The following is a 25,412-nucleotide window of genomic DNA, read 5'->3' as shown; positions in this document are numbered from 1 at the left end:
TCCCCTCGATACGGGTTTCAGGAGTGCTCTACGACGGTGTCCGCGAGGACCGGCGCGTCGTCCCGTTCCACCGCGCTGACGGCCACCCGGACGCTCCCCTCCTGCCGCCACATCCGGATGCGCAGGGTCTCGCCCGGGAACAGCACACCGGCGAAGCGTGTCGCGTAGGAGCGGACGCGGGTGACGTCGCCGCCGAGCAGGGTGTCCACGACCGCCTTCAGCGTGATGCCGTAGGTGCACAGCCCGTGCAGGATCGGCCTGTCGAAGCCGGCGAGCTTGGCGAACTCGGGGTCGGCGTGCAGCGGGTTCCAGTCTCCGCACAGGCGGTACAGGAGGGCCTGGTCCTCGCGGACGGGGCGTTCGACGGTCCTGTCGGCATCGCCGGAGGGCGCCTCCAGCCGGGTGGACGGGCCCCGGTCGCCGCCCCAGCCGCCCTCACCGCGCACGAAGATCTGGGCGTCGTTGGTCCACAGCGGCCCCTGGGCGTCGGCGGCCTCGGTGCGCAGCACCAGGACGGCCGCCTTGCCCTTGTCGTAGACGGCGGCGAGCCGGTTGGTCGTCGTCGCCGTGCCCTCGGCCGGGATGGGGCGGTGGATCCGGAGCGTCTGTCCGCCGTGCAGGACCTTGGTCAGCTCGACCTCCACACCGGGCAGGGACAGGCCGCTGATCACACCGGGCGCACCGGAGCCCGCGACGGTGGCGAAGCTGGGCAGGACGTGCAGCCGGGACTCCAGGGTGTAGCGCAGTTCGTCGGGGTCGGCGGCGGGGGTGCCGGCGCCGATGCCCAGGTGGTAGAGCTGCACGTCCTTGGTGGTCCAGGAGATCTCGCCGGTCCGGGGTCCGGCCGCGAGGGCTTTCGCTGCGTCGATGGGCATACGGCTCCTGACACTGGCGGTTCACACGGGCGGTTCGCACGGGCGGTTCGCACGGGCGGTTCGCGCTGACGGTTCACACGGGCGGTTCACACGGCGGTTCAAGACCCCGGCGCGGACGTCCGCACCGTCGGCCGCACCGGGGTCGCTGCGGGCCGATCTAGAACGCGTTCCAGTCCGGCGCCCTCTGTATAGCCCAGCACCCCACAGTTGTGAAGGCTCCTGACGTGGCGTCAGGCGGGGCGGCGAGTGACATTGGTACTGCCCGGTTCCGTACACAGGCATCTGCCGGAACGGGGGTCCGGCTTCGTAGTGTTCGGTTCGTACGCTGTGCTGTCGCCCTGCTGACCGGCGGGGACCGGCTGATCGGGGGATACACGGACATGACATGGGCGGAAAGACTGCGGGCCCGGCGGGGGGCACGGACGGAGTGCGAGGCGGATCACGGGCGTTCCACGGCCGCGGGGCGGGCCGCCGGCAGGAAGCGTGCGTTCGCGGAGGCCGGCCACCCGGGGCCGCCGCCCACCGGCTTCGCCCTGCTGCCCTGGCTGCTGCTGGGCCTCGGGTCCCTCTCCAATGTGCTCCAGGGCAGGACCCCGAACCCGTGGATCGGCGGCCTGGGCCTGCTGACCTTCAACTCCCTCTACATCTACGTCACGTTCCGCTCCTTCGACCGGGCGAAGCGGGAGGCGGTTTCCACCCGGGTGGCGCTGGCGCTGATGGGCCTGCTGACCACGGGTCTGGCGCTCGGGTACGGCGGGGACTGGCTGACGTTCTTCCCGCTCCTCGGGCTGGCGACGGGCGCCTCCCTGCGCGGCCCGTGGCTGGGCCGTACGGGACTGCTGCTCGCCCTCTACGCGGGCGCCGTCTCCTACCTGCGCGGCGGCTGGGGGGACGCGTCGGGCATCGGGTACGCCACCTTCATCTCCAGCATGGTGACCGCCGCGATCCTGAGCCTCTCGGAGGCCGTGCGGGAACTGCGGGACGCCCGTGAGGAGCTGGCCCGGCGGGCGGTGGAGAAGGAGCGGCTGCGCTTCTCCCGCGATCTGCACGATCTGCTCGGGCACACCCTGTCGGTGATCGTGGTCAAGTCGGAGGCGGCCCGCCGGCTGGCCCCGCGCGACATGGACGCGGCGCTGGGGCAGATCACGGACATCGAGTCGGTGGGCCGCCAGGCGCTCACCGAGATCCGCGAGGCGGTGACCGGGTACCGCGAGGGCAGCCTGGCCACCGAACTGACCCGGGCCCGCTCCGCGCTGGCCGCGGCGAGCGTGGAGCCGGTGGTCCGCCAGTCCGGGACACCGCTCGATCCGCAGACCGAGGCGCTGCTCGGCTGGGTGGTGCGGGAGGCGGTCACGAACGTCGTACGGCACAGCGACGCGAGCCGCTGCGAGATCACCGTGGAGGGCACCGTCGAGCGGGCCCGGCTGACGGTCGCCGACAACGGCACGGGCCGGACCGTCCGTACGCCGGGCGAGGGCATCGGCGGCACCGGTCTGAAGGGGCTGACCGAGCGCCTCGCGGCGGCGGGCGGCTCCCTCACGGCCGGCCCGGCACCGCGCGGCGGCTTCACGGTCGCCGCCGAACTCCCCATGGCCGCAGAGTCCTTGCAGCCGGTGGCGGCCACGGCACCCGGGGCGGGCCCGGGTGTCCGCCGTAATCTGAGTCCATGAACGAGATGCCCCGGGACCACCGGCCCGCCAAGTGCATCCGGGTTCTGCTCGCTGAGGACCAGGGCATGATGCGGGGCGCCCTCGCCCTGCTGCTCGGCATGGAGAAGGACATCGAGGTCGTGGCCCAGCTGTCCACGGGCGACGGCATCGTGGACGGTGTGCTCACGCACCGGCCGGACGTGGCCCTGCTGGACATCGAACTCCCGGGCGTCAGCGGGCTGGACGCGGCGGCCGAGCTGCGTGAGCAGGCGCCCGACTGCCGGGTGCTGATACTCACCACCTTCGGCCGGCCCGGCTATCTGCGCCGGGCCATGGAGGCCGGAGCGGCCGGTTTCCTCGTCAAGGACGGGCCGGTGGAGGAACTGGCCCAGGCGATCCGGCGCGTGCTCACCGGGGAGACCGTGGTCGATCCGGCGCTGGCCGCGGCCGCGCTGAGCGCCGGTCCGAATCCGCTGACCGCCCGCGAGTGCGAGGTGCTGAAGGCGTCGGCGGACGGGGCGACCGTCGCCGACGTGGCCGCCAGACTCCATCTGTCCGAGTCCACCGTCCGCAACTACCTGTCCGCCGCCATCGGCAAGACCGGCACCCGGAACCGGGCGGAGGCGGTGCGGGAGGCCAGGCAGCAGGGGTGGCTGTGACTCCCGGCGCGTCCCCCGTGCCCTCCGGCGCGTCCTCCGTGCCCACCGGCGCGTCCTCCGTGCCCACCGGCGCGTCCCCGCCCCCGCTGTCGAAGGATTGGCCGCGGCCGGGGTCTACTTCGTCACCTCCGCCGATCCGTAGGACGTCCCCGCCGGTGCGGTGCACACGAACCAGTTGCCGCCCTTGAAGCCGTCCACCGTGCGGATCGCCGATCCCGTGTCCTGGGCGGAGAAGCCCTCGGTCGGCTCGGCCAGGGCCGTCGTGCCGTCCTTCCAGTGGCAGGTGACCTGCCGGGCGCTCTTGGAGACCATGCCGATCACCAGCCGGCCGGAACTCTCGCCGCCGTATCCCAGGCGGGTGGCGACGGCCTGCAGGTCCGTGCCCGAGTACTGCTCGAACTTCTCGACCGTGTCGAACATGACCTGCTGCGGCCTGTTCTCGCCCCAGCCCCGGCTGGCGAAGTACGAGACCTTGCCGATCAGGTCGGCGGGCCTGCGGACGTCCGCCGGCTTGACGCCCAGCTCGGCCATGGCGTCGAACTGCCGGTTCGCCTCCGCCTCGGTGCGCGGAGCCCCCCACACGTCCACGCTGACCCGCCACTCCTTGCCCTGGTAGGTGCCCCGCGCCAGATCGGTGCTCTCGGGCTGGTACACATGCCGCGCCTCGGCGGGGACCGGCCGCACCGCCACATCCGTCCGCCGGTCCGCATGCCCGCCGTCCGGCAGCCCCGTCACCGCCAGGACGCCCGTCGACCCGGCCACCACCAGCGTGGTGACCGCCGCCAGCGCCCACCGCCGGGCCCTGCGCCGCCGGCCGCCGCGGATGACCGCCTGCACGGGGGCCATGCCGATCTCGGCCTCGTCCGCGGCGTCCGCGAGGAGGAGGGCGATGTCCGTCTGTGTCATGTCGTGGTTCTCCTGCGCGCTCATCACTTCCGCCCTCCGTGCGTCACCATGTCCGCCAGTCCCGGTACGGCGCGGAGCTTCGCGATCCCCTTGGCCGCGTTGCTCTTGACCGTGCCGACCGAACAGCCCATCGCCTCGGCCGTCTGCGTCTCCGTCAGGTCCTCCCAGTAGCGCAGTACGACCGCCTCCCGCTGCCGCACGGGCAGTCGGGCGAGCGCTGTGAGCAGGGCACTGCGGTCGTCGGCCTGCGCGATCCGGTCACCCGTGTCGGCCACCTCGCGCACGAGTCCCGAGTCGTCCTTCGGCGCCAGGAACTCCTTCAGCCTTCTTCTGTGCCTGCGGGCATGAGCGTTGATCATCACGCGTCGTACGTACGCCTCCGGATCGTCGGCCGAGCCGACCCGGCGCCAGGCCACGAAGACCCGTTCGAGCGTCGACTGGACCAGGTCCTCCGCGGCGTGCTGCTCCCCCGTGAGGAGAAATGCCGTACGCATCAGCCGCGGCCAGCGGCCGACCATGAAGCTCTGGAACTCCGCGTCCCGAGCCTGTTTCCGATCCCCCATGAGCACCTCCTAGATGGTCATAGGAGTCCACGGGCCGCCCGGACCGTTGCCTCGGTTCGCAGAACTCGGGAGAAATCTTCACCGCCGGTCGCCGGCCCGTTCGGCCCGCCCGGGACTACACCGCCCGGAGCAGGGTCACCACGGCCGCCCCGCCCAGCCCGATGTTGTGCGCGAGCCCCACCCGGGCCCCGGGCACCTGCCGCGGACCCGCCTCGCCGCGCAGCTGCCAGACCAGCTCGGCCGTCTGGGCCAGCCCGGTCGCACCCAGCGGGTGGCCCTTGGAGATGAGCCCGCCGGACGGGTTCACCACCCACCGGCCGCCGTACGTCGTCACGCCCGATTCGGCCAGCTTCCCCGACTCCCCCGGCGCGCACATGCCGAGCGCCTCGTACGTCAGCAGTTCGTTGACCGAGAAGCAGTCGTGCAGCTCGATCACGTCCACGTCCTGGATGCCGAGCCCGGCGCGCTCGTACGCCTGCCGGGCGGCCTGCCGGGACATGGGCTGCCCGACGACGTCGATGCAGGAGCCGGAGGCGAAGGACGCCTCGGTGTCCGTGGTCATGGCCTGCCCGGCGATCTCGGCCAGGCCGGTCAGGGACCTCCGTTCGGCGAACCGCTGCGAGACCACCACGGCCGCCGCCGCGCCGTCCGAGGTCGGCGAGCACTGGAGCTTGGTGAGCGGGGGGTGCACCGTGCGCGCGGCGAGGATCTCGTCCACCTCGTAGACGTCCCGGAACTGGGCGTACGGATTGTGCGCCGAGTGCCGGTGGTTCTTGGCGGCGACCGCGGCGAGCTGCGCCTCGGTCGTGCCGTAGGTCTCCATGTGCTCGCGGGCCGCGGCGCCGAAGATCTGCGCGGTCGGCGGGGCCGCGGCGAAGCCGTGCCGGGCGGCCATGATCCCGTAGTGCCGGGCCACGGGAGAGACGGAGAAGTCGGCTCCGCCGTCCCCTCCCCCCAGTGCGCCCTTCTTCATCTTCTCGAAGCCGACCGCCAGGACGCAGTCGCAGACGCCGCCCTCGACCAGTTGGCGGGCCAGCATCAGGGCGGTGGCGCCGGTCGCGCAGTTGTTGTTGACGTTGAGGACGGGGATGCCGGTCAGGCCGAGTTCGTAGACGGCGCGCTGACCGGCGGTCGAGGGCTGGAAGCAGTAGCCGATGGGAACTTGTTCCACATCGCTGTAGGTGATGCCGGCGTCCGCGAGCGCCGCGCCGCCCGCCTCCCGGACCATGTCCCAGTACTGCCATTCCCGGGTCTCTGGCTTCTCGAACCGGGTCATCCCGACGCCGGCGACATAGGCCTTCATGGCGCGGAGACTAGAACGCGTTCCAAAAACTCTCCAGAGCTGACACCGCGTCAGTAACCCATGGACTGGTCAAAGATTCATTAGAGGCCCGAAGCAACGGAATAGTTGCCTGTGCATACGAGGTTTATCCGGCACCATGACACGCGGAAGGCCTCACATGACAGACACGACGACCGATCAGCCCACCCGGAGAGCGGGCGGCGCCGTGATCCCCGTGCTCGCCTTCGCGGGCATCGTGGTCGCAGTGATGCAGACCCTGCTCGTGCCGGTCATCAAGGACCTGCCGCAGCTGCTGGACGCCGCCCCCAGCGACGCCACCTGGGTCCTCACCTCGACGCTGCTGTCCGGTGCCGTCTCCACCCCGATCATGGGCCGGCTCGGCGACCTGTACGGCAAGCGGCGCATGCTGATCCTCAGCATCGCCGTGATGGTGGCCGGCGCCCTGATCAGCGCGCTCACCAGCGAGCTGCTCACCATGATCGTGGGCCGCACCCTCCAGGGCTTCGCGATGGGCGCGATACCCCTCGGCATCGGCCTGATGCGCGACATGCTGCCGCGCGAGAAGCTCGGCTCGGCCATGGCCCTGATGAGTTCCTCGATCGGCGTCGGCGGCGGCCTCGCCCTGCCCGCCGCGGCCCTGGTCGCGCAGCACACGGACTGGCACGCCCTGTTCTACGGCGCGGCCGGCCTCGGCGCCCTCGCCATCGTCCTGACCCTCCTCGTCGTCCCCGAGTCGCCGATGCGGGCCGAGGGCTCCTTCGACCTGTTCGGCGCGCTCGGCCTGTCCACCGGTCTGGTGCTGCTCCTGCTGCCCATCACCAAGGGCAGCGACTGGGGCTGGTCCTCGGGCACGACGCTCGGTCTGTTCGCCGCGTCCCTCGTCGTCCTGGTCCTGTGGGGCCTGTACGAACTGCGCGTCGCGGCGCCCCTGGTCGACCTGCGCACCACCGCCCGCCGTGAGGTGCTGCTCACCAACCTCGCCTCGATCATGGTCGGTGTCAGCTTCTACGTGGTTTCGCTGGTCCTGCCCCAGCTGCTCCAGCTGCCGGAGGCCACCGGCTACGGCCTCGGCCAGTCGATGGTGGTCGCCGGTCTGTGCGTGGCCCCGCTGGGCCTGACGATGATGTTCACAGCGCCGGTGTACGCCCGCCTGTCCGCCCGTTACGGCCCCAAGACCACCCTGATCATGGGCCTGCTGATCATCGCCCTCGGCTACGGCGGCGGGCTCGGCCTGATGGACGCGGCCTGGCAGACGATCGTGACGTCCGTGGTGCTCGGCGCGGGCATCGGCCTCGCCTACTCCTCGCTGCCCGCGCTGATCATCGGCGCGGTGCCGGCCTCGGAGACCGGCGCGGCCAACGGTCTGAACACGCTGATGCGGTCCATCGGCACGTCCGTCTCCAGCGCCGTCATCGGCATGGTGCTGGCCAACACCGCCGATGACGTCGGCGGCGTCGAGATCCCGACCATGCACGGCTTCCGCGTCTCCTTCCTGATCGCCACGGCCGCGGTGGCGGTCGGCCTGCTGCTGGCGGTCTTCCTGCCGAAGGCCGCGGGCCCCGGTCAGCAGCACACGCAGCTGCGGGCGAGCAGCGAGGAGGACGCGGCGCTGGAGCGGGCCGAGGAAGTGCTGCGCGGCTTCCGTGGACGGGTCCTGGACGCCGACGGGGCGCCGGTGGCCCGGGCCAAGGTCACGCTGATCGACCGGCGGGGGCGGCAGGCCGGGGCGACCGTCTCCGACGAGGACGGCAGCTATGTGCTGGCGGTGCCGGCCGAGGGGGCGTACGTGCTGGCGGCGCGGGCGGCCGGTCACGGGCCGCTGGCCTCGTCGGCGACGCATTCCGGTGCGGAGGGGGCGGTTGACGTGGACCTCGCCTTGCCGGGGGAGACGGTGACGGCGTAGCGCGCGCCGGGGGGGTTGGGGTCTGCCGGTCGGCGGCTGCGGGGTTCGGTGTGGCCGATCGCGCAGTTCCCCGCGCCCCCTGACGGGGCCGTCCGGGTTCTGCCGGTCGGTGGCTGCGGGTTCGTTGGGGGTGGTCGCGCAGTTCCCCGCGCCCCTGACGGGCGCACCCCCTGTCGTGTCGGGGGGCGGGGGTGCGGCAGCATGGGGTGCGGATTGTCGTACGACCGGAAGGCCGCCCCATGCCCACCGCCCCCAAGCCCGAGACCCTGGCCGCGTTCGAGGCGGCCAAGGGGTTCATGCCCGTGGACGAGGGGCTGGCGCTGTACGCGGCCGCGGTGGAGGCCGGACGGCTGGGGCTGCCGTTGCTGGAGGTGGGCACCTACTGCGGGCGCTCGACCGTTCTGCTGGCCGACGCGGCCCGGGCGTCCGGGGTCACCGCGCTGACCGTCGACCACCACCGCGGCAGCGAGGAGCAGCAGCCCGGCTGGGACTACCACGACCCGGAGACGGTCGACCCCGAGATCGGCCTGATGGACACGCTGCCCACCTTCCGCCGCACGCTCTTCCACGCCGGTCTGGAGGAGCACGTCGTCGCCCTCGTCGGCCGGTCCCCGCAGATCGCACAGATCTGGAACTCGCCGCTCGGCTTCGTGTTCGTCGACGGCGGCCACACGGACGAACACGCCGGCGCCGACTACGAGGGCTGGGCACCGCACGTCGCCGAGGGCGGCCTGCTCGTCATCCACGACGTCTTCCCGCACCCCGAGGACGAGTTCACCGGGCAGGCCCCCTACCGGGTGTACCTGCGGGCACTGGAGTCCGGTGCGTTCACCGAGGTATCGGCGACCGGCTCGCTGCGCGTCCTGCGGCGAACGCGGGCAGGGATCTGACACCCCGGTTAGAGTCGCAGACGTGTCGTACACAGGCCCGGACTTCGATCCCCCACAGCCCCGCCGGCCCCGGCGGGGCCCCCTGACCGTGGCGCTGGCCGCTCTCGTGCCCGGCGCGCTGCTCGGCTGGGTGGTGTACGAGGCGGTGGGCGGCGGCGGGCCGGGCGGCGAGGACCGCACGGCCTCCCCGGCACCGGCCCCGCGCACCTCCGCGGTGTCCTCCTCCCCCTCCTCCCCCTCCGCCCTGACCGCCTCGCCCGGCGACGACGGCAAGGCCGACCACGGCCGCAAGGACGACGACGGCGGCTCCGCCTCGGCCCCCGCCCGGCCCAACGCCTCCGGCCCGCTCAAGGGGAAGGTCGTCGTCGTCGACCCGGGACACAACCCCGGCAACTTCCAGCACACCGCCGAGATCAACCGGCCCGTGGACATCGGGACCAACCGCAAGGAGTGCGACACCACCGGCACCTCCACCAACGGCGGTTACACCGAAGCCCGGTTCACCCTCGACGTCGCCCACCGGCTGCGCACGCTCCTGGAGGAGCAGGGCGCCACGGTGAAGCTCACCCGCGACGGGGACAGCCCGTCCTGGGGACCGTGCGTGGACGAGCGGGCCCGGATCGGCAACACCGCGCACGCCGACGCGGCCGTCTCGATCCACGCCGACGGCTCCGCCCAGGGCAACCGCGGCTTCCACGTGATCCTGCCGGGGTCCGTGCACGCCGGCGCGGCCGACACCCGTGCCATCGTCGGCCCGTCCCACGATCTCGGGGTGCGCATCGCGGGCAACTTCGTCCGCGAGACGGGCGAGCCGCCCTCCAACTACATCGGCGAAGGTACCGGTCTCGTCACGCGCACGGACCTGGGCGGTCTCAATCTGTCAACGGTTCCCAAGGTGTTCATCGAGTGCGGCAACATGCGCGATACCAAGGACTCGGCACTTCTGACCAGCGGCGCCTGGCGGCAGAAAGCGGCGCAAGGGATCTCTGAGGGAATCGTGAGTTTCCTGCGCGAGTCGTGACCGACGGGCGGATCCGGCCGGACGGCCGGATCTTGTGGGCGATAGTGTCTACGACGACGAGACGACCTACGAAGGACCTGAAGTGAATATCCGCTCCCTCACTAGAGGCGACGGCGTGGTGATCGGAGCAGCGGTGGTGCTGTTCATCGCGTCGTTCCTCAACTCCATCAGCATCTCCGGCTACGACATAGATCAGAACGCCTGGGACAACCTGCCCCTCGCTCTGGGCACCTACATGGGCGCGGTGGTCGGTGCGGCCCTCATCGTCGTCAACCGTTGCCTGCCGCAGCCGCGCAAGGTGGCCGGTCTGGACCTCGCCACGGTCGGGACCTCCTTCGCCGTCCTGTCCGCGTGGACGCTGCTGTGGACGCTGCTCGACCTGGACCGTGCGGACGCCGGTGCCGGCCTGATCCTCGGGTTCATCGCCGCTCTCGTCCTGGCCGGTGCCGCCATCGCCACCCCGCTGGTCCCCGCCCTCCAGGCTGCCCTGCTCTCGGCCCCCAAGCCGGCCGCCCCGCAGCCCTACGGCGCGCAGCCGCCCGGTGGTTACGGCTACCCGGGTGCCCAGCCGCAGCAGCCCTACGGTGCGCAGCCGCAGCCGGGGCAGCCGTTCGGGCAGCAGCCGCCGGCCGGGCCGGGTGCTCCGGCCGCCGGTCAGGGTGCCCCGGCGGCTCCCGCGCCGGCTCCGGCCGGGGACTTCTCGCCGTTCTGGTTCGCCGTGCCGGTGACCCGTCCGCTGTTCGCGGAGGACGGCTCGCCGAACCCGATCGCCGAACTGGCGCCGGGCACCTGGTACCTGGCCGTCGAGCAGCGCGGTGCCGCGCTGGTGGCGCAGACCCAGGACGGCCGCCGCGGCGTGCTGCAGGACACCTCGGGCATCCAGCGCGGCTGAGCCGCGGCCCGCACCGCACCGGCCCCTCGCCCTTCCGGGCGGGGGGCCGTTGTCGTACAGTCGCCTCCCGGCTTGGAACTGACGGCACGTCAGGAGGCAGGCGTATGCGGCTCGGACTCGCACTCGGCTACTGGGGACGCGGTCCGGACGCCGGGCACGTGCCGCTCGCCCGGGAGGCGGAGCGGCTCGGTTACGACTCCGTGTGGACGGCGGAGTCCTGGGGCTCGGACGCCTTCACGCCGCTGACCTGGATCGCCGCGCAGACGTCAACGATCAGGCTCGGTACGGCCGTTGCCCAGATGGCCGCCCGTTCACCGGTCACCACCGCGATGCACGCGCTCACCCTGGACCACCTCTCCGGCGGACGCGTCATGCTCGGGCTCGGGCTGTCCGGGCCGCAGGTGGTGGAGGGCTGGTACGGCCGCCCGTTCCCGGCGTCGCCGCTGACCGCGACCCGGGAGTACGTGGACGTCGTACGGCAGGTGCTGCGCCGGGAGGGGCCGGTGGAGGTGGACGGACGGTTCCACCCCCTTCCGTACCGGGGTGCGGACGGCAGCGGGCTCGGCAAGCCGCTCAAGCCGATCACCCATCCGCTGCGCCGGGACCTGCCCGTGCTGCTCGGCGCGGAGGGGCCGAAGAACGTCGCGCAGACGGCCCGGATCGCCGACGGCTGGCTGCCGCTGTACTGGGCGCCGAGCCGTCCCGAGGTGTACGGGGACGTGGTGCACAAGTTGCCCGAGGGATTCCTGGTGGCCCCGATGGCGCGGGTGAAGGTGTGCGACGACGTGACCGAGGGGCTGCTGCCGGTCAAGGCCATGCTCGGCTTCTACATCGGCGGCATGGGCCACGCGGCCCGCAACTTCCACGCCGACCTGATGGCCCGCATGGGGTACGAGGCGGAGGCCCGCCGGATCCAGGAGCTGTTCCTGGCCGGGCGGCGCGAGGAGGCCGTACTGGCCGTGCCGGACGCCTTCGCCGACGAGATCTCGCTGGTCGGCCCCCGCGAACGCATCGCCGAGCGGCTGGAGTTGTGGCGCGGCGGCCCGGTGACGGACCTGCTCGTCCTGTCACCGGACCGGCACACGCTCCGGGTGCTGGCGGAGCTGAACGCCTAGCCGCCCGCCAGCTGGGAGGAGGAGGGCACCTGGTCCTGGACCGGGGCGCCGGCGTCTTTGCCCGCGTCCTTGACCTTGCCGATGATGTCGTTGAAGGTGCTCGCCGCGCTCCCGTCGCCCTGGCGCAGCTTGGCCGGGAGGCTCTTCAGGGCCTCGATGCCGCCGGCGAGGGGCGCGAGGGCCTTGGCGAGGGCGGGGTCGCCCTGGGCGTTGCGCTGGGCCGCCTTGAGCCGGTTGTAGGCGAAGGCGCCGGCGAGGCCGGCCTTGACCAGGGCCGTCTTGCGGCCCTTGGCGCCCTTCTTGAACTTGCCGGCCTTCCAGGGCTTCACGATCCACTGGTAGGTGGCGCCGGCGGCGAGGCCCGCGTTCGCGACGAAGCGGGCCTTGGCGAACTTCTGGCGTTCGGCGGACGTGCTCGGGCTGGGTGTGGCCTCGTCGGCCGCGGCGACCGCCGACGCGGCCGCCTTGGTGCCGGTCGTCTTGTCACCGCTTCCGCAGGCGGTCGAAACGGCCAGCAGGGCACAGCACAGGGTCAACGCCACGCAGAGGCGCCGTATCGGTACGGGCACAGGGATTCCTCCGACCGTGTCTCCCCGAGCGGTTGGCTTCCTCCGGCAGCCTCGCCCGGGGCGGCGCCGTGCGCCACTCGGGCGACTCCGTTCGGGTTTCACCGCCCGCCGCCCGGCAATCCGCAAGGTATGTCCCCTCGATATCGCAACGGTGCGAATCAGGCCGGGACGGTCATCGCGATCGTCGCCGACGTCATGGCTTTCATCCTCGGCCTGTGGATCCTGATGTACCTGCTGGACGCGAACCGGGCCAACAGCCTGGTCCAGTTCGTCCATGACGCGGCAGCCTGGCTGGCCGGCTGGTCGCACGACCTGTTCACGTTCGACGAGGCGTGGGCCCGGGTCGTCGCCGGATACGGCCTCGCCGCCGTGGTCTACCTGTTCGTCGGCCACGCCATCGCCAACCGGATGCACCGGCACTGAAGGACGCCGGGTCGGGGAACGCGCCCCCGAGGGGGCGCGGGGAACTGCTCGGGCGGCCACGACGGACCGCCCCCGCCGTGCGACGGAACCCCACGCCCCTCAGGCGCAGCAATCCACCTCGAGCCCGGAAGGCAGCTGTTCCCCTCCGAACACCGCGCACGTCGCGTCGTGGCCGCCCAGCGCGGCCACGGCCAGCAGCAGGGAGCCCGCCGTCCAGGTGGTCAGTTCCCGGGGCCAGATCGCCCCGTCCTCGAAGACGTACCCCGTCCAGTACAGGCCGCTGTCCGGATCGCGCAGGTGCTGGATGGACTGGAGGATCTCCAGGGCCCGGTCGGACTGGCCCACCGCCCACAGGGCCAGGGCGAGTTCGCTGGACTCGCCTCCCGTCACCCACGGGTTGGGGACCACGCAGCGCACACCGAGGCCGGGGACGACGAACCGGTCCCAGTCGGCCTCGATGCGGGCCTTGGCCTCCGCCTCGGTCAGTGCGCCGCCGAGGACCGGGTAGTACCAGTCCATCGAGTAGCGGTCCTTGTCCAGGAAGCGCTCGGGATGCCGGCGGATCGCGTGGCGCAGCGCCCCGGCCGCCAGCTCCCAGTCGGGCTGCGGCTCTTCGCGCTGCTCGGCGATGGCGAGCGCGCAGCGCAGGGCGTGGTGGATGGAGGAGCTGCCGGTGAGCAGGGCGTCCGCGGTGGGCGTGCCGTCGTCCTCGCGGCGCCAGCCGATCTGGCCGCCGGGCTGCTGGAGCCGCAGCACCCATTCCGTGGCCGCGTAGACGGTGGGCCACATGCGGTCCAGGAACGTGTCGTCACCGGTGGACAGGTAGTGGTGCCAGACGCCCACGGCTATGTAGGCGACGAAGTTGGACTCGCGGGCGCGGTCGGTGACGTCGTCGTGGGCGCCGTCGGCGTAGGCGGCGTACCAGGAGCCGTCCTCGTTCTGGTGCCGGGCCAGCCAGTCGTACGCCCGCTCGGCGGCCTCGTGCTCGCCGGCGGCGTCCAGGGCCATGGCGGCCTCGGTGTGGTCCCAGGGGTCCAGGTGGTGCCCGCGGAACCACGGGATCGCACCGTCCTCCCGCTGCACCGCCAGGATGCCGCGGACGGTCGCGGCAGCCTGCCCGGCGGTGAGGACCCCGGGCAGGACGAGGTGTTCTGTCCGGGGGGTGGTCACTGTGCGGCCACCCCGTCGGTCTCGGCGAGCCGGGGCAGGTGCGGCTTGGTCGCGTAGACCACGAAGCTCTTGCCGATCAGCGGGTTCAGCGCCTGCTCGGCGAGGCGGGTGGCGAACGGCTTCTTCATGATGTCCCAGACCAGCAGCTTGTGGTACGCCCGCACCGGCAGCGCCTTGTCGTTGTCGACGCCGAACGCGCACTTCAGCCACCAGTAGGGCGAGTGCAGGGCGTGCGCGTGGTGGCTGCCGTAAGGCTTCAGGCCGGCCTCGCGGATCTTGCCGACCAGTTCGTCGGCCCTGTAGATGCGGATGTGGCCGCCCTCGACCTCGTGGTAGGCGTCGGACAGCGCCCAGCAGACCTTCTCGGGGCCGTAGCGCGGCACGGTGACGGCGATGCGTCCGCCCGGCTTGAGCACGCGCACCATCTCGGCGAGGACGCCCTTGTCGTCGGGGATGTGCTCCATCACCTCGGAGATGATGACGACGTCGAAGGACTCGTCCGGGAACGGCAGGGCGAGGGCGTCGCCCTCCATGGCCGTGGCGGTGGCGCCCTCCGGCGCCTCCCCGGCCTCCTTCATCGCCGCGAACCACTTGGCGACCTCGCGGATCTCCTCGGCGTTCTGGTCCAGGGCCACGACCTGGGCGCCGCGCCGGTAGCACTCGAAGGCGTGCCGGCCGGCCCCGCAGCCGAGGTCCAGGACACGGTCGCCCGGGGCGAGCGGGAACCGGGAGAAGTCGACGGTCAGCACGTGGCCCTGCTTTCGGGGTAGACGCCGGTGTCACTCGTCGAGGTCGCGGGGGCAACACTCGCGGAGGCCGCGGAGCGGCCGGGGATCGGGGGCGCGGGGCGCCTGTCGACGGCCGCCGGACGGTGGGCGTGGGCGGAGCGGGCGATGGCCTCGCGGTACCGGGCCGCCGTTCCCTCCGCGGCGCGGGCCCAGGTGAAGTTCCGCAGCACCCGTTCGCGGCCGGCCCGGCCGAGGCGCACCCGCAGCTCCGGGTCGCCGAGCAGCCGGTTCAGGGCGGCGGCCAGCGCCCCCGGGTCGCCGGGGGGTACGGCCAGGCAGGTCTCACCGTCGCGGCCGGCCACCTCGGGGATCGCACCACCGGTGGTGGCGACGAGCGGGGTGCCGGTGGCCATGGCCTCGGCGGCGGGCAGCGAGAAGCCCTCGTACAGGGAGGGCACGCAGGCCACCTCGGCGGAGCGGATCAGGTCGACCAGCTCGGCGTCGGAGATGCCCTTGACGAACTCGACGGCGCCTTCGAGACCGTACCGCTCGATCGTCTGCGCGACCGGGCCCTCCTGCGGGCGCTTGCCGACGACGACCAGGTGGGCGGCCGGGTGCTCGGTGCGCACCTTGGCGAGCGCCTCGACGAGGAACACCAGTCCCTTCAGCGGCACATCGGCGCTGGAGGTGGTGACGATCCGTCCGGGGACCTCGGGGACGGCCGGATTCGGCGCGAACAGGTCGGTGTCGGCACCGATGTGGACCACGTGGACGCGGTCGTCACGGACGCCGAGGTGGTCCACGATCTCCTGCCGGGAGCTGCCCGAGACGGTGAGGACGGACGGCAGGCGGCGGGCGACGCGCTTCTGCATGCGGGTGAAGGCGTACCAGCGGCGCACCGAGTAGCGGCGCTGCCAGTTCTCGGCGGCGTCCAGCTCCAGCTGCCGGTCCACGGTGATGGGGTGGTGGATCGTGGTGACCAGGGGGGCGCCGATGTCGCCCAGCAGCCCGTAGCCGAGGGTCTGGTTGTCGTGGACGACGTCGAACTCGCCGCGGCGGGCCCGCAGGTGACGGCGTGCGCGCAGCGAGAAGGTCAGCGGCTCGGGGAAGCCGCCGGTCCACATGGTGGCGACTTCGAGGGCGTCGATCCAGTCCCGGTACTCCTCGCGCCCGGGGGTGCGGAAGGGGTCGGGCTGGCGGTAGAGGTCGAGGCTCGGCAGCTCGGTGAGGGTGAGCCGGGGGTACCCCTCGTCGAGGACGGGGTACGGCTGCGAGCCGATGACCTCGACCCGGTGCCCGAGCCGGGCCAGCTCACGTGACAGGTGCCGTACGTAGACGCCCTGTCCCCCGCAGAACGGGTTCCCCTTATAGGTCAGAAGCGCGATGTCGAGCGGTCGCTCGCCGTCGGCAGCGGGTTCCTGGTCGGCACCCGCTGCCCGGGCCTCAGCGGTCACTCCGTGCCCCCTTCTGCCTGCACTGTCCCGCGAGATTACGCCGGGACGCTAATCTAGAACAAGTTTCAGACTTGATCGTTCAAGAGGCTCTGAATCTACCGGCAGGTAGGGGCACTGTGAGCAGTGGATCGGGTGATTCGCGCCACGGCGCGCGGCCCTGCCATGCTGTCTGATCACGAGCCCTACAGACGCCCTCACCGACTGTCACGGAACGGGACCCATGCCTGCGGAAGCCAGCACTTCGCGTCCTGCCTCGCCCCCGCTCACCGAGCGGCAGGAGGCCCGCCGACGCAGGATCCTGCACGCCAGCGCGCAGCTGGCCAGCCGGGGCGGTTTCGACGCCGTGCAGATGCGTGAGGTCGCCGAGTCCTCGCAGGTCGCCCTCGGCACGCTCTACCGGTACTTCCCGTCCAAGGTGCACCTGCTGGTGGCCACCATGCAGGACCAGCTGGAGCACATGCACGGCACGCTGCGCAAGAAGCCGCCCGCCGGGGACACGGCCGCCGGGCGTGTCGCCGAGACGCTGATGCGGGCCTTCCGCGCGCTGCAGCGCGAGCCGCATCTGGCCGACGCGATGGTCCGCGCCCTCACCTTCGCCGACCGCAGCGTCTCGCCCGAGGTGGACCAGGTCTCCCGGCAGACGACGGCGATCATCCTGGACGCGATGGGGCAGCCCGACCCGACCCCCGAGCAGCTCTCCGCGGTCCGGGTCATCGAGCACACCTGGCACTCGGCCCTCATCACCTGGCTGTCGGGCCGGGCCTCCATCGCCCAGGTGAAGATCGACATCGAGACGGTGTGCCGGCTGATCGACCTGACGGAACCGGGACGCCCGGCACGCTGAGGACCGCCCCTGAGGACCGCCCCTGAAGATCACGCGCTGAAAGATCACGCACGGACGGCGGGCGCTGAAAGGCCGGGCGCTGAAAGATCACGCACGGACGGCGGGCGCTGAGGCCGGGCACTGAAAGCCGGGCGCCGAAGGCCGGGCACTGAAGACGGCGCACCGGGGCCACGCAAGGAAAGACCTACGAGACGGGTTCCCTTCGCCGGTATGGTCCGGATCAGGTGATGGGGGTCGCTGTCCGGCCTGACTGCTGCCTTTCAGCCTCTCAGCCCTACCGTCGCTGTCGGCCCGGGCGGATGCTTCTGCGTCTCGCCTGAGTCGGCTACTGCGGTCGGACTCCCTCACTCGCCTCGTAGGCTTCCTCTAGGATAAATCCCCCACCGGGGACGGAACCCACCATTTAGCACCATTTGGCAACACCCTGTCCCGGCCGGGCCGGTCCGCTCGGCGGACGCCCCCGGGCGAGCGGCCGAACCGCGCCGCGGACGCCCTCAGGCGAGGGTCTCCAGCCCGCTCCAGCTGCGGTCCGGGCCCGTCCCGGCGGCCCACTCCGCCAGCAGGCGGCGGGCCTCTTCCTCCGGGGCGGCGAGCAGCACCTGCTGCGTGCCTCCGTGGGTGCTGCGCTCGCGTTCCACCGTGCCCTCGCTGCAGCAGGAGCACATCAGCTCGAAGCTGCTCGCGGGCTCGGCGCGGTAGTCGTGACCCGAGAACAGGTCGACCAGCGCCTCGACGTCCTCGGCCGCGCCCGCGTTCACCGTCACCGCGAGCGTGGGCACGCCCGAGGCCTCGAAGAGGAGGAGTTCGTCGAAGACCGGGTACTCACGGCCGTCGACGACCCGGTGGCCCCTGGGTTCGCCGTCGTGCACGACGATCTCCCCGAACCGCCGGCCGGCACTGCCCGGCACGTTCATGACCCGGCCGCGGATGGGGCACAGCCGGTCGATCCAGACGACCTCCCGCTCACCGCGAACCGCAGGAGCGTACCCCGCGGCGGGGCGCCGCTACTCCTCGGGCGGGAACACCGCCTCCCCGCTGCCCAGCAGGGTGATGACGATCGCCTCCACGGGGCAGCTCTCGGCCGCCGCCAGGACCTGTTCGCTCGCGTCGGTGTCGGGTTCGAGCGGGTGGGACTGGCGGGCGTGGTCGAGGCGGAAGCCGGCCGGGGCGTGGTGGAGGCACTGGGCCGAGCCGATGCAGACCGAGCGGTCGACCTCGATGTGCCAGCGGTCGCCCATGGGCTACGCCCCCGCCGGAAGGTGGATCATCTTGTGCTCGAGGTACTCGCCGTACCCTTCCGGCCCGAACTCCCGCCCCAGGCCGGAGTTCTTGTAGCCGCCGAACGGGCCCAGCATGTCCAGGCTGAAGGTGTTGACGGAGTAGGTGCCGGTGCGGATCCGGCGGGCGATGTCGATGCCGTGTTCGACGTCCGCCGTCCAGACGCTGCCGGACAGGCCGTAGTCGGAGTCGTCGGCGATCCGGACCGCGTCCTGCTCGTCGGTGTAGGGCAGGAGGCAGATGACCGGGCCGAAGATCTCCTCGCGGGCGATGCGCATGGAGTTGTCGACGTCGCCGAAGAGGGTCGGTTCGACGTACCAGCCCTTCTCCAGGCCGGCGGGGCGGCCGCCCCCGGTGAGGATCTTGGCGCCCTCCTCCTGGCCGATGCGGATGTAGTCGAGGCTGCGCCGCTGCTGGCGTTCGGCGACCAGGGGGCCCACCTGTGTCGCCGGGTCCAGCGGGTCGCCGACCTTCAGGGCGCTCGCCGCCTGGGCGAAGGCGTCGGCGAACTCGTCGTAGCGGGCGCGCGGGACGAGGATGCGGGTCTGGGCCACACAGGCCTGGCCGTTGTTCATCCAGGCCGCCGGGACGATGCCCGACACCGCGGTCTGCGCGTCGGCGTCCGGCAGTACGACCGCCGCCGACTTGCCGCCCAGTTCCAGGGTGACCCGGGTGAGGTTGCGGGCGGCGACCTCCATCACGCGCCGGCCGGCCGCCACCGAGCCGGTGAAGGCGACCTTGTCGATGCCGGGGTGGCCGACCAGGTACTCGCTGACCTCGCGGTCGGCGGGGAGGATGGAGAGCACGCCCTTGGGCAGACCGGCCTCGCGCGCGATCTCGCCCAGCAGGTAGGCGTCCAGCGGGGACTCGGGGGACGGCTTGAGCACCACCGTGCAGCCCGTCAGCAGTGCCGGCGCGAGCTTGGCGGCGGCGACGAACTGCGGGACGTTCCAGGGGACCACGGCGGCCACCACACCGACGGGTTCCCGGCGGACGAGGATCGGGCCGAGCACGCCGTCCCGCCGCTCCTCGTACGGGTGGTCGCGGGCGACCTTGATCGCCGCGTCCCACACCATCATCGCGCCGAGCGCCTGGGCCAGGACGCTCCAGGAGTAAGGGGAGCCGTTCTCGGAGGAGATCACGCGGGCGATCTCCTCGTGCCGGGCCGCGATGCCGTCCTTGATGCGGGTGACGACCTCGATGCGCTCCTCGAGCGTGGCGCGTGGCCAGGGGCCCTCGTCGAAGGCGCGGCGCGCGACGGCCACGGCGCGGTCGACGTCCCCCCGGGAGGCGTGCGGCACCCGGCCGATGACCTCCTCGGTGTGCGGAGAGACCACCTCGATGACGTCCCGGCCCAGTGGGTCGGTCAACTCCCCGCCGATAAACAGCTGTCCGTGTTCCACGAGCCCGGTCATGACCGACTGCCTCCCACCGAACGGCACCGCATCCGTCGTTTCTGACGCTGTTTCAGAACTGATACCAGTTCTACTTCGACTAGGCCATACCCGGAGTCCGATGTCGGGGCGACTCCGCTCTCGAGTCGTGTGCGGCGCAGCGTCCGGGCGTTCGGTGCCGCCCCGTGTGACAGCGGTGTACGGAACGTGTCACAGGGCTCGCACCGCAGGCGCACGGCGCTTCCCGTGGCGTCCGTCGGGTGGGATGTTTCCAGCCGGTGCGGCCCACGGCGGGCCGTAGGGAGGGATCGGGTGGACACCTTGACGCATCGACAGCGCACCGACGACGGCAGAACCGACGGGAAGGCCCGGAGAACCGGCAGGGCCGGCGGGAGGGGGACGGCGGGGCGCCGCCGGGCGGTGGTGGCCGCCGCCGCACTCGCCGTGACCGTGCCCCTGACACTGGGCGCCGCAGGGGACGCGGGGGCGGCGGCGGCGGACCACTCCATCGTCTTCGCCCGCTACACCGCGACGGCGTCCATCGAGGACCTGTACGCCGTCTCACCCTCCGGCGGCACCCCCGTCGAACTCACCCACACCCCCACCGTCAGCGACGTGATGCCCAGTTGGTCACCGGACGGCAAGCGGGTGGCGTTCGTCCGTTACGGCTCCGGTGGTGCCATCGACGGCATCTGGACCATGAAGACCACGGGCGCCGGCCTGAAGGCCGTCCCCGGCACCAAGGGCGCCTCCGACCCGGCGTGGTCCCCGGACGGCAAGCGGCTCGCCTACGCCAGGCCGGTCGGCACCCAGCGCGAGATCTACGTCGCCGACGTCGACGGCACCCCCGCCAAGCGGCTCACCCACACCACGGCTGACGACCTCCACCCGACGTGGTCCCCGGACGGCACGTATCTGGCCTTCAACCGCGCGGACGCGGCCGGGCACAGCAGGGTGATGCGGATCCGGCTCTCCACGCTGGCCGAGAAGGCGGTCACCCCGGCCGGATCCCACGACTGGACCCCCGACTGGTCGCGTACCGGCCGGATCGCCTTCAGCCGCGTGGACGCCTCGGGTTTCGCCCACCTCTACCTCGTGCGCCCCGACGGCTCCGGCGTGCACCGGATCACCTCGGCCCGCCTCAACGACAAGTACCCCTCGTGGTCCCCGGACGGCAGCCGCCTGGTCTTCACCCGGGGCGGCAGCGACGACGCGGACCCCGAACACCTCTTCCTGGTACGCGCCGACGGCACCGGCCTGAAGCAGCTCACCAAGACCGACTCCCACGACCTGGAGGCGGACTGGCGCCCCTGATCCCGCCCGCGCCACCGGCTCCACGACCCCGGCCCGCGCCGGCCGCCTCCCGGCCGGCCGGCACGCGCCCCGTCACATCGGGCCGCAGACCCCTCTGATCTGGAACCAGTTCTAGTTATAGTGGGCGGCGGTCGTGGGCGGAGGGGGCGGGGCACCGATGGTGGCGGAGACGTTCGATCACGGCGGGGGCGTGCGGTCGGTGCGGGTCCCGATCCCGGACAACCCCCTCGGGTACACGCTGGTGTACGTCGTGGACACCGACCGGGGGCCCGTGCTGGTGGACACCGGCTGGGACGACCCCGCGTCGTGGGACACCCTCGCGGCGGGACTCACGGCATGCGGTACGACGGTGCACGACGTGTACGGCGTCGTGGTCACCCACCACCACCCCGACCACCACGGGCTGTCCGCGCAGGTGCGTGAGGCCTCCGGTGCCTGGGTGGCGCTGCACGCGGCCGACGCGGCGATCGTGCGCAGGGCGCGGGAGACCCGGCCCGAGCGGTGGTACGCGTACATGGCCGCCAAGCTGGCCGCGGCCGGGGCGCCCGAGGCGCACGTCGCCCCGCTGCGCGCGGCCCGTGGCCGCCGTACCCTGCCCGGGCTCTCCCCCGCCCTGCCGGACCGCGAGATCGTGCCGGGCGAACTGCTGGACCTGCCCGGCCGCCGGCTGCGCGCGATCTGGACCCCGGGCCACACGCCCGGCCACGTCTGCCTGCACCTGGAGGAGGAGCACCCGGGGGGACCGGCGGGGCGGGGACGACTGTTCAGCGGGGATCATCTGCTGCCCGGGATCACCCCGCACATCGGTCTGTACGAGGATCCCGACGACGCGACCGTCACCGATCCCCTCGGCGACTACCTCGACTCCCTGGAGCGGGTCGCGCGCCTCGCCCCGGCCGAGGTCCTCCCGGCCCACCAGTACGCCTTCTCCGACGCCGCCGGCCGGGTGCGGGAGCTGCTCGGTCACCACGCGAGCCGGCTGGCCGGCCTCCTCGCCCTCCTCGCCGAGCCCCTCACCCCGTGGCAGCTCGCCGAGCGCATGGAGTGGAACCGCCCCTGGGCCGAGATCCCCTACGGTTCCCGGAACATCGCCGTGTCGGAGGCCGAGTCCCATCTCCGCCGCCTGGTGAAGCAGGGCCGTGCGGAGCCGGTGGCCGGCAGCGAGCCGGTGACCTACGTGGCGGCCTGACCCGCCCGCTCCCCGCGGCCGGCACCGGCCTCGGCCCTCAAGCCCCGCCGCCGTACGCGTCGTCAGCGCAGCCCTGCCGCCTCTCGTTCGCTCTCCGTCAGCGGTGGGCCGGGCAGGGGGCCCGTGCGGGGGCCGAAGGCGATGTGCCAGAGCATGTCGGGGGCGAACAGGCGCGGCGGCGCGGTCTTCAGGCTCATCACGTCCAGCAGGCCCCGCAGGGCGTGCGGGTTCTCGGAGCCGGCGGCCACGGCCTTGTCGACGTAGGCGGTGAGGAGACGCTCGACGAAGGTCGGCGGCTGGGGCGCGGCCCCCGGGTAGGAGGCGTCCTGGCCGACCGCGAGGTTCCACGCGTTGCCGACCGGCCGGGCCACCGCGCGCTGGATGCGGCGGGCGGTGCCGGGCGCGGTGGGGCCGTACCGGTCGAGGACCCGGCCGAGGGCGATGACGCTCTGCGCGGCCACCGACAGCCCGTGCCCGTAGACGGGGTTGTAGCCGGCGACGGCGTCCCCGAGGACGGCGAAGCCCGCCGGCCAGGTCTCGGCCTTCTCGTAGTAGCGGCGCCGGTTGGCCGTGCTGCGGGTGGTCACCGGGTCGGTCAGCGGCTTGGCCCCGGCGAGGAGGTGGCCGATGACCGGGTCCTTGAGGCCGGTGAGCGCGAAGTGCTCGAACGCGTCGGGGTCGGCGGTCGGCTGTCCGCCGCGCGTACCGGAGAGCGTGACCAGCCAGCGGTCGCCCTCGATCGGTACGACGACCCCGCCGCGGCCGGGTGCGTCCCGCGGGTCGGCCTGCACGTTGACCACGGGGTAGCGCAGGCCGGCCGTGCCGTCGGGGGCCGCGTAGATGCGGCTGGCGTAGGCGACGCCGGCGTCCACCACGCGTTCCTCGACCGGGGCGTGGCCCAGCGCCCGCAGCCAGTTGTCCGCCTGGGAGCCGCGTCCGCTCGCGTCGATCACCAGGTCGGCGTGGAGGGTGGTGAGCTGCCCGCCGGTGCCGGAGGGGACCCGGACGCCGGTCACCCGGTTCCGGTCGCCGGTCAGGCCCGCCACCCGGGTGCCGTCGAGCAGGGTGATCCGGCGCCGGGCGAGGACGTCCGCACGGATCACCGCGTCCAGCAGGTCCCGGCTGCACACGATCATGTGGTGCCGGGAGTCGGTGAACCGCCGGAACCACTGTCCGGAGGGCGCCTTGCTGACCAGGTCGGACATCACCCCGATGAGTCCCGCGCCCCGGCCGGTCAGCTCCCCGGTGATGCCCGGCAGCAGTTCCTCGAGCGCGGCCACCCCACCGGACCAGAGCAGATGCGCGTGCCGGGCCTGGGGCAGGCCCTTGCGCGGCTCCGGGCCCGCCGGCAGCCGGTCGGCCTCCACGATCGTCACCTCGTGGAAGCGGCCGGCGAGCACGGACGCGGCGAGCATGCCGGCCGTGCTGCCGCCGATGACGAGCGCGGTGCGGCGGGCGGTGGGTATGTCAGGCATGTGAGGTGACACCTTCCGTGGCGACCGCCTGCCGGCGGAACCTTTCGATGGCGGCTGCGTGGAACCGCAACGCGTGGGCGACCGACTCCAGTTCGCCGGGGTCGGAGGCGAACCCGGGGTCCCCGGCCGGCGGCTCACCGTGCGGCTCACCGTGCGGCTCGCCGGGTGTGTGCAGCGCCGCCGCCGCGATGAGGACGTCCACCGCGCCGGCGATGCCCCGCGCGACGCAGTCCGGGTAGCCCACGGCCAGTGCCGCCTTCCCGACCCGTTCGCGCCGGGCTCCGCTGAGGTGCGGGGCCAGTTTGAGCAGGCCGTCGTTGATGGCGGCCCGGCGCAGTTCGAGGCGGAGGGCGGCACCGCTGACCCGGCCGGTCGCGGGGGCCGACGGTGCGGTGACGGTCAGCATGGTCTGCCACAGCGGTTTCAGGCGCCGGTAGGAGCCCACCAGCCGCCGGCGCTCCGCCACCAGCGGCCCGGCCTGCCCGGCGATGAAGGCCACGGCCACCAGGCCGGCCTCGGCGATGGCGAAGGGCGGGGCGGCGTACGTGGACAGCCAGTCCCAGTCCCGGCCGCTCCACCGGGCGCCGATCGCGGTGAGCTTGCCCAGGTCGAAGAGGAGGCCGAGGGCGTAGGCCTCCTGCAGGAAGATCACCGCCCGGCGCAGCCAGGTGTCCTCGACCTTGCGGTACCAGGTCCATAGCATGCCGGCCGCGATCAGTGCGGACACCAGGTGGGCGCACAGGTAGAGCAGGACGAACTCGCGCATCCAGGGCGTGTCGGCGTAGTAGGTGTCGAGGTCGCGCAGCCGCTCCACGTGGTGGTCGCCGAGCAGGAACGTCGCCCACAGGCCGACGATGATGATGCCGTACGTCATCCAGACCAGCCGCGTGTTGCGGCGGCGGACGGCGGACGGCGGGTCGCGCCAGGTGATGATGAGCCACAGGCAGGCGCCGCAGTAGGCGGTCAGCAGCGAATAGACCCACAGACCGGCGAAGTTGGGGATGCCGGCGAGCTGGTTGATGCGGTGCAGGTTGGCGGGCGGCAGCGAGGCGAAGACGATCGCACCGATGCCGAGCAGCAGGGCGGTGGCCCGCAGGATCGGGTCCTGCCAGGCGCGCCGCAGCACCGGGAGTTTGATCACGAAGGCCACGGCGAGCAGGCCGGCCGGGACGGCGTAGGCGGCGAAGCAGCCGGCGATGTCCCAGTTCATCAGGGCCCGCCGATGTTGCCCAGCGAGGAGGACAGCCGGTCGGTGAGGGTGTCCTGGGTCACGCGGCCGGCCGCGCCCGGCCCGACGACCTTGGAGAACTTGGCCGCCAGCCGCAGCCCGCACTCCTCGGCCTCCCACTCGGCGGCGGCCGCCGCCGCGGCGGGCGACCGGGTGGCCATGGCGACGACCCGGCCCCAGGGGATGTCGTCCTCGTCCCGGGACAGCAGCCGGCGGGCGGCGGCCGGCAGCCCGGACGGGTAGTGCACGTCGAGCGTGCCGTAGTGGATGTGGCCGATCTCGTGCCCGGCGATGACGAACTTGTGCGTGTCCGGGGCCCGGTCCTCGACCACGACGATGTAGTCCTCGTCCCGGGCGAGGGTGATCCCGGAGACGTCCAGGCCGGGCGGGAAGGCGACGAACTTCAGCCGGACCGGGCGGTCCAGCTGCGGGCTGAGCGTGTCGCACAACGCGTGCAGGAACGCCTCCGGGCCGGTCGGCGGGGTGAGGGCGCGGACGGTGTCCCGGACCAGCTGGTCGAGGAAGCGCTTGGGGGACCTCGGTGATCTCGAGGACGCCGTTAACCGCGGG

At 72.6% G+C, this 25,412-nt stretch carries 25 protein-coding genes; 11 read left to right on the top strand and 14 right to left on the bottom strand.

Going from position 1 to position 25,412, the window contains the following annotated elements; genetic code table 11:
* Positions 1-17: 17 nt before the first annotated feature.
* Positions 18-875, bottom strand: a complete 858-nt coding sequence (gene chsH3, locus JK359_RS03335) for an enoyl-CoA hydratase ChsH3 (RefSeq protein ID WP_201831362.1) — start codon at positions 873-875, stop codon at positions 18-20.
* 380 nt (positions 876-1,255) lie between these two features.
* Here chsH3 and JK359_RS03330 point away from each other — a divergent pair, with 380 nt between their 5' ends.
* Entirely contained in the window at positions 1,256-2,545 is a 1,290-nt protein-coding gene (locus JK359_RS03330; RefSeq protein WP_201831360.1) for a sensor histidine kinase, read from the top strand.
* On the top strand, positions 2,542-3,183 hold the full coding sequence (locus JK359_RS39765) for a response regulator (protein ID WP_504739948.1): 642 nt from the start codon (positions 2,542-2,544) through the stop codon (positions 3,181-3,183). Before JK359_RS03330 ends, JK359_RS39765 begins: the two co-directional genes overlap by 4 nt.
* A 114-nt stretch (positions 3,184-3,297) precedes the next feature.
* Here the strand turns inward: JK359_RS39765 and JK359_RS03320 are convergent, their stop codons facing one another.
* The 3 genes from JK359_RS03320 to JK359_RS03310 form a co-directional block, all read right to left on the bottom strand.
* Entirely contained in the window at positions 3,298-4,113 is an 816-nt protein-coding gene (locus JK359_RS03320) for a hypothetical protein (RefSeq protein ID WP_201831359.1), read from the bottom strand.
* On the bottom strand, positions 4,113-4,652 hold the full coding sequence (locus JK359_RS03315; protein WP_201831358.1) for a SigE family RNA polymerase sigma factor: 540 nt from the start codon (positions 4,650-4,652) through the stop codon (positions 4,113-4,115). Before JK359_RS03315 ends, JK359_RS03320 begins: the two co-directional genes overlap by 1 nt.
* Before the next feature lie 115 nt (positions 4,653-4,767).
* Positions 4,768-5,955 carry a thiolase C-terminal domain-containing protein gene (locus tag JK359_RS03310; RefSeq protein WP_201831357.1) on the bottom strand — a complete coding sequence of 396 codons (1,188 nt, stop codon included), beginning with the start codon at positions 5,953-5,955 and terminating at the stop codon, positions 4,768-4,770.
* Between the two features lie 157 nt (positions 5,956-6,112).
* On the opposite strand from JK359_RS03310, the gene JK359_RS03305 reads away from it, so the two are divergent.
* The 5 genes from JK359_RS03305 to JK359_RS03285 all read left to right on the top strand — a co-directional run bounded on the left by JK359_RS03305 (position 6,113) and on the right by JK359_RS03285 (position 11,776).
* Entirely contained in the window at positions 6,113-7,858 is a 1,746-nt protein-coding gene (locus tag JK359_RS03305) for an MFS transporter (protein ID WP_201831356.1), read from the top strand.
* Positions 7,859-8,097: 239 nt separating this feature from the next.
* On the top strand, positions 8,098-8,748 hold the full coding sequence (locus JK359_RS03300) for a class I SAM-dependent methyltransferase (protein WP_201831355.1): 651 nt from the start codon (positions 8,098-8,100) through the stop codon (positions 8,746-8,748).
* Positions 8,749-8,770: 22 nt separating this feature from the next.
* On the top strand, positions 8,771-9,769 hold the full coding sequence (locus JK359_RS03295) for an N-acetylmuramoyl-L-alanine amidase (RefSeq protein WP_201831354.1): 999 nt from the start codon (positions 8,771-8,773) through the stop codon (positions 9,767-9,769).
* An 82-nt stretch (positions 9,770-9,851) separates the two neighbouring features.
* Entirely contained in the window at positions 9,852-10,661 is an 810-nt protein-coding gene (locus JK359_RS03290; protein WP_201831353.1) for a DUF5336 domain-containing protein, read from the top strand.
* 104 nt (positions 10,662-10,765) lie between these two features.
* Complete coding sequence (locus JK359_RS03285; protein ID WP_201831351.1) at positions 10,766-11,776, top strand: LLM class F420-dependent oxidoreductase; 1,011 nt, start codon at positions 10,766-10,768, stop codon at positions 11,774-11,776.
* On the opposite strand, the gene JK359_RS03280 is transcribed toward JK359_RS03285, so the two are convergent.
* Positions 11,773-12,345, bottom strand: a complete 573-nt coding sequence (locus JK359_RS03280) for a hypothetical protein (protein WP_201831349.1) — start codon at positions 12,343-12,345, stop codon at positions 11,773-11,775. The genes JK359_RS03285 and JK359_RS03280 overlap by 4 nt on opposite strands.
* A 129-nt stretch (positions 12,346-12,474) precedes the next feature.
* On the opposite strand from JK359_RS03280, the gene JK359_RS03275 reads away from it, so the two are divergent.
* Positions 12,475-12,768, top strand: a complete 294-nt coding sequence (locus JK359_RS03275) for a hypothetical protein (protein WP_201831348.1) — start codon at positions 12,475-12,477, stop codon at positions 12,766-12,768.
* Between the two features lie 99 nt (positions 12,769-12,867).
* Here JK359_RS03275 and JK359_RS03270 read toward each other — a convergent pair whose 3' ends face one another.
* From JK359_RS03270 to JK359_RS03260, 3 genes are read right to left on the bottom strand one after another with little or no spacing between them, the layout of a single operon-like run.
* Positions 12,868-13,938: a prenyltransferase/squalene oxidase repeat-containing protein gene (locus tag JK359_RS03270; RefSeq protein WP_201831346.1), complete on the bottom strand. Its 1,071-nt coding sequence runs from the start codon at positions 13,936-13,938 to the stop codon at positions 12,868-12,870.
* Positions 13,935-14,687 carry a class I SAM-dependent methyltransferase gene (locus JK359_RS03265; RefSeq protein ID WP_201831345.1) on the bottom strand — a complete coding sequence of 251 codons (753 nt, stop codon included), beginning with the start codon at positions 14,685-14,687 and terminating at the stop codon, positions 13,935-13,937. The genes JK359_RS03270 and JK359_RS03265 overlap by 4 nt, the downstream gene beginning before the upstream one ends.
* Positions 14,681-16,120, bottom strand: a complete 1,440-nt coding sequence (locus JK359_RS03260; RefSeq protein WP_201831344.1) for a glycosyltransferase family 4 protein — start codon at positions 16,118-16,120, stop codon at positions 14,681-14,683. The genes JK359_RS03265 and JK359_RS03260 overlap by 7 nt, the downstream gene beginning before the upstream one ends.
* 220 nt (positions 16,121-16,340) lie before the next feature.
* Here JK359_RS03260 and JK359_RS03255 point away from each other — a divergent pair, with 220 nt between their 5' ends.
* Positions 16,341-16,964: a TetR family transcriptional regulator gene (locus JK359_RS03255; protein ID WP_201831343.1), complete on the top strand. Its 624-nt coding sequence runs from the start codon at positions 16,341-16,343 to the stop codon at positions 16,962-16,964.
* Positions 16,965-17,458: 494 nt separating this feature from the next.
* Here the strand turns inward: JK359_RS03255 and JK359_RS03250 are convergent, their stop codons facing one another.
* The 3 genes from JK359_RS03250 to JK359_RS03240 form a co-directional block, all read right to left on the bottom strand.
* A complete protein-coding gene (locus JK359_RS03250; protein ID WP_201831342.1) occupies positions 17,459-17,878 on the bottom strand; it encodes a hypothetical protein in 420 nt (139 codons plus the stop codon).
* A 90-nt stretch (positions 17,879-17,968) separates the two neighbouring features.
* Positions 17,969-18,202: a ferredoxin gene (locus JK359_RS03245; protein ID WP_201831341.1), complete on the bottom strand. Its 234-nt coding sequence runs from the start codon at positions 18,200-18,202 to the stop codon at positions 17,969-17,971.
* Between the two features lie 3 nt (positions 18,203-18,205).
* Positions 18,206-19,657 (bottom strand): aldehyde dehydrogenase, encoded by a 1,452-nt coding sequence (locus tag JK359_RS03240; protein WP_201831340.1) that lies wholly within the window; start codon positions 19,655-19,657, stop codon positions 18,206-18,208.
* 291 nt (positions 19,658-19,948) lie between these two features.
* Here JK359_RS03240 and JK359_RS03235 point away from each other — a divergent pair, with 291 nt between their 5' ends.
* Positions 19,949-20,950: a beta-propeller domain-containing protein gene (locus JK359_RS03235; RefSeq protein WP_201831338.1), complete on the top strand. Its 1,002-nt coding sequence runs from the start codon at positions 19,949-19,951 to the stop codon at positions 20,948-20,950.
* 157 nt (positions 20,951-21,107) lie between these two features.
* On the top strand, positions 21,108-22,139 hold the full coding sequence (locus JK359_RS03230) for a Strvi_7410 family MBL fold metallo-hydrolase (protein ID WP_236677137.1): 1,032 nt from the start codon (positions 21,108-21,110) through the stop codon (positions 22,137-22,139).
* A 62-nt stretch (positions 22,140-22,201) separates the two neighbouring features.
* Here the strand turns inward: JK359_RS03230 and JK359_RS03225 are convergent, their stop codons facing one another.
* Genes JK359_RS03225 through JK359_RS03215 form a run of 3 tightly spaced genes read right to left on the bottom strand, consistent with a single transcriptional unit; the run spans position 22,202 to position 25,291 of the window.
* Entirely contained in the window at positions 22,202-23,614 is a 1,413-nt protein-coding gene (locus JK359_RS03225) for an FAD-dependent oxidoreductase (protein ID WP_201831336.1), read from the bottom strand.
* Complete coding sequence (locus tag JK359_RS03220; RefSeq protein ID WP_201831332.1) at positions 23,607-24,824, bottom strand: MAB_1171c family putative transporter; 1,218 nt, start codon at positions 24,822-24,824, stop codon at positions 23,607-23,609. Before JK359_RS03220 ends, JK359_RS03225 begins: the two co-directional genes overlap by 8 nt.
* Positions 24,824-25,291, bottom strand: coding sequence for a hypothetical protein (locus tag JK359_RS03215; RefSeq protein WP_236677136.1), 468 nt, complete (start codon positions 25,289-25,291; stop codon positions 24,824-24,826). The genes JK359_RS03220 and JK359_RS03215 overlap by 1 nt, the downstream gene beginning before the upstream one ends.
* Positions 25,292-25,412 lie beyond the last annotated feature (121 nt).

The organism is Streptomyces actinomycinicus, from assembly GCF_016741775.1.
GTDB lineage: Bacteria > Actinomycetota > Actinomycetes > Streptomycetales > Streptomycetaceae > Streptomyces > Streptomyces actinomycinicus.
This window is presented reverse-complemented; position numbering and strand designations above follow the sequence as displayed.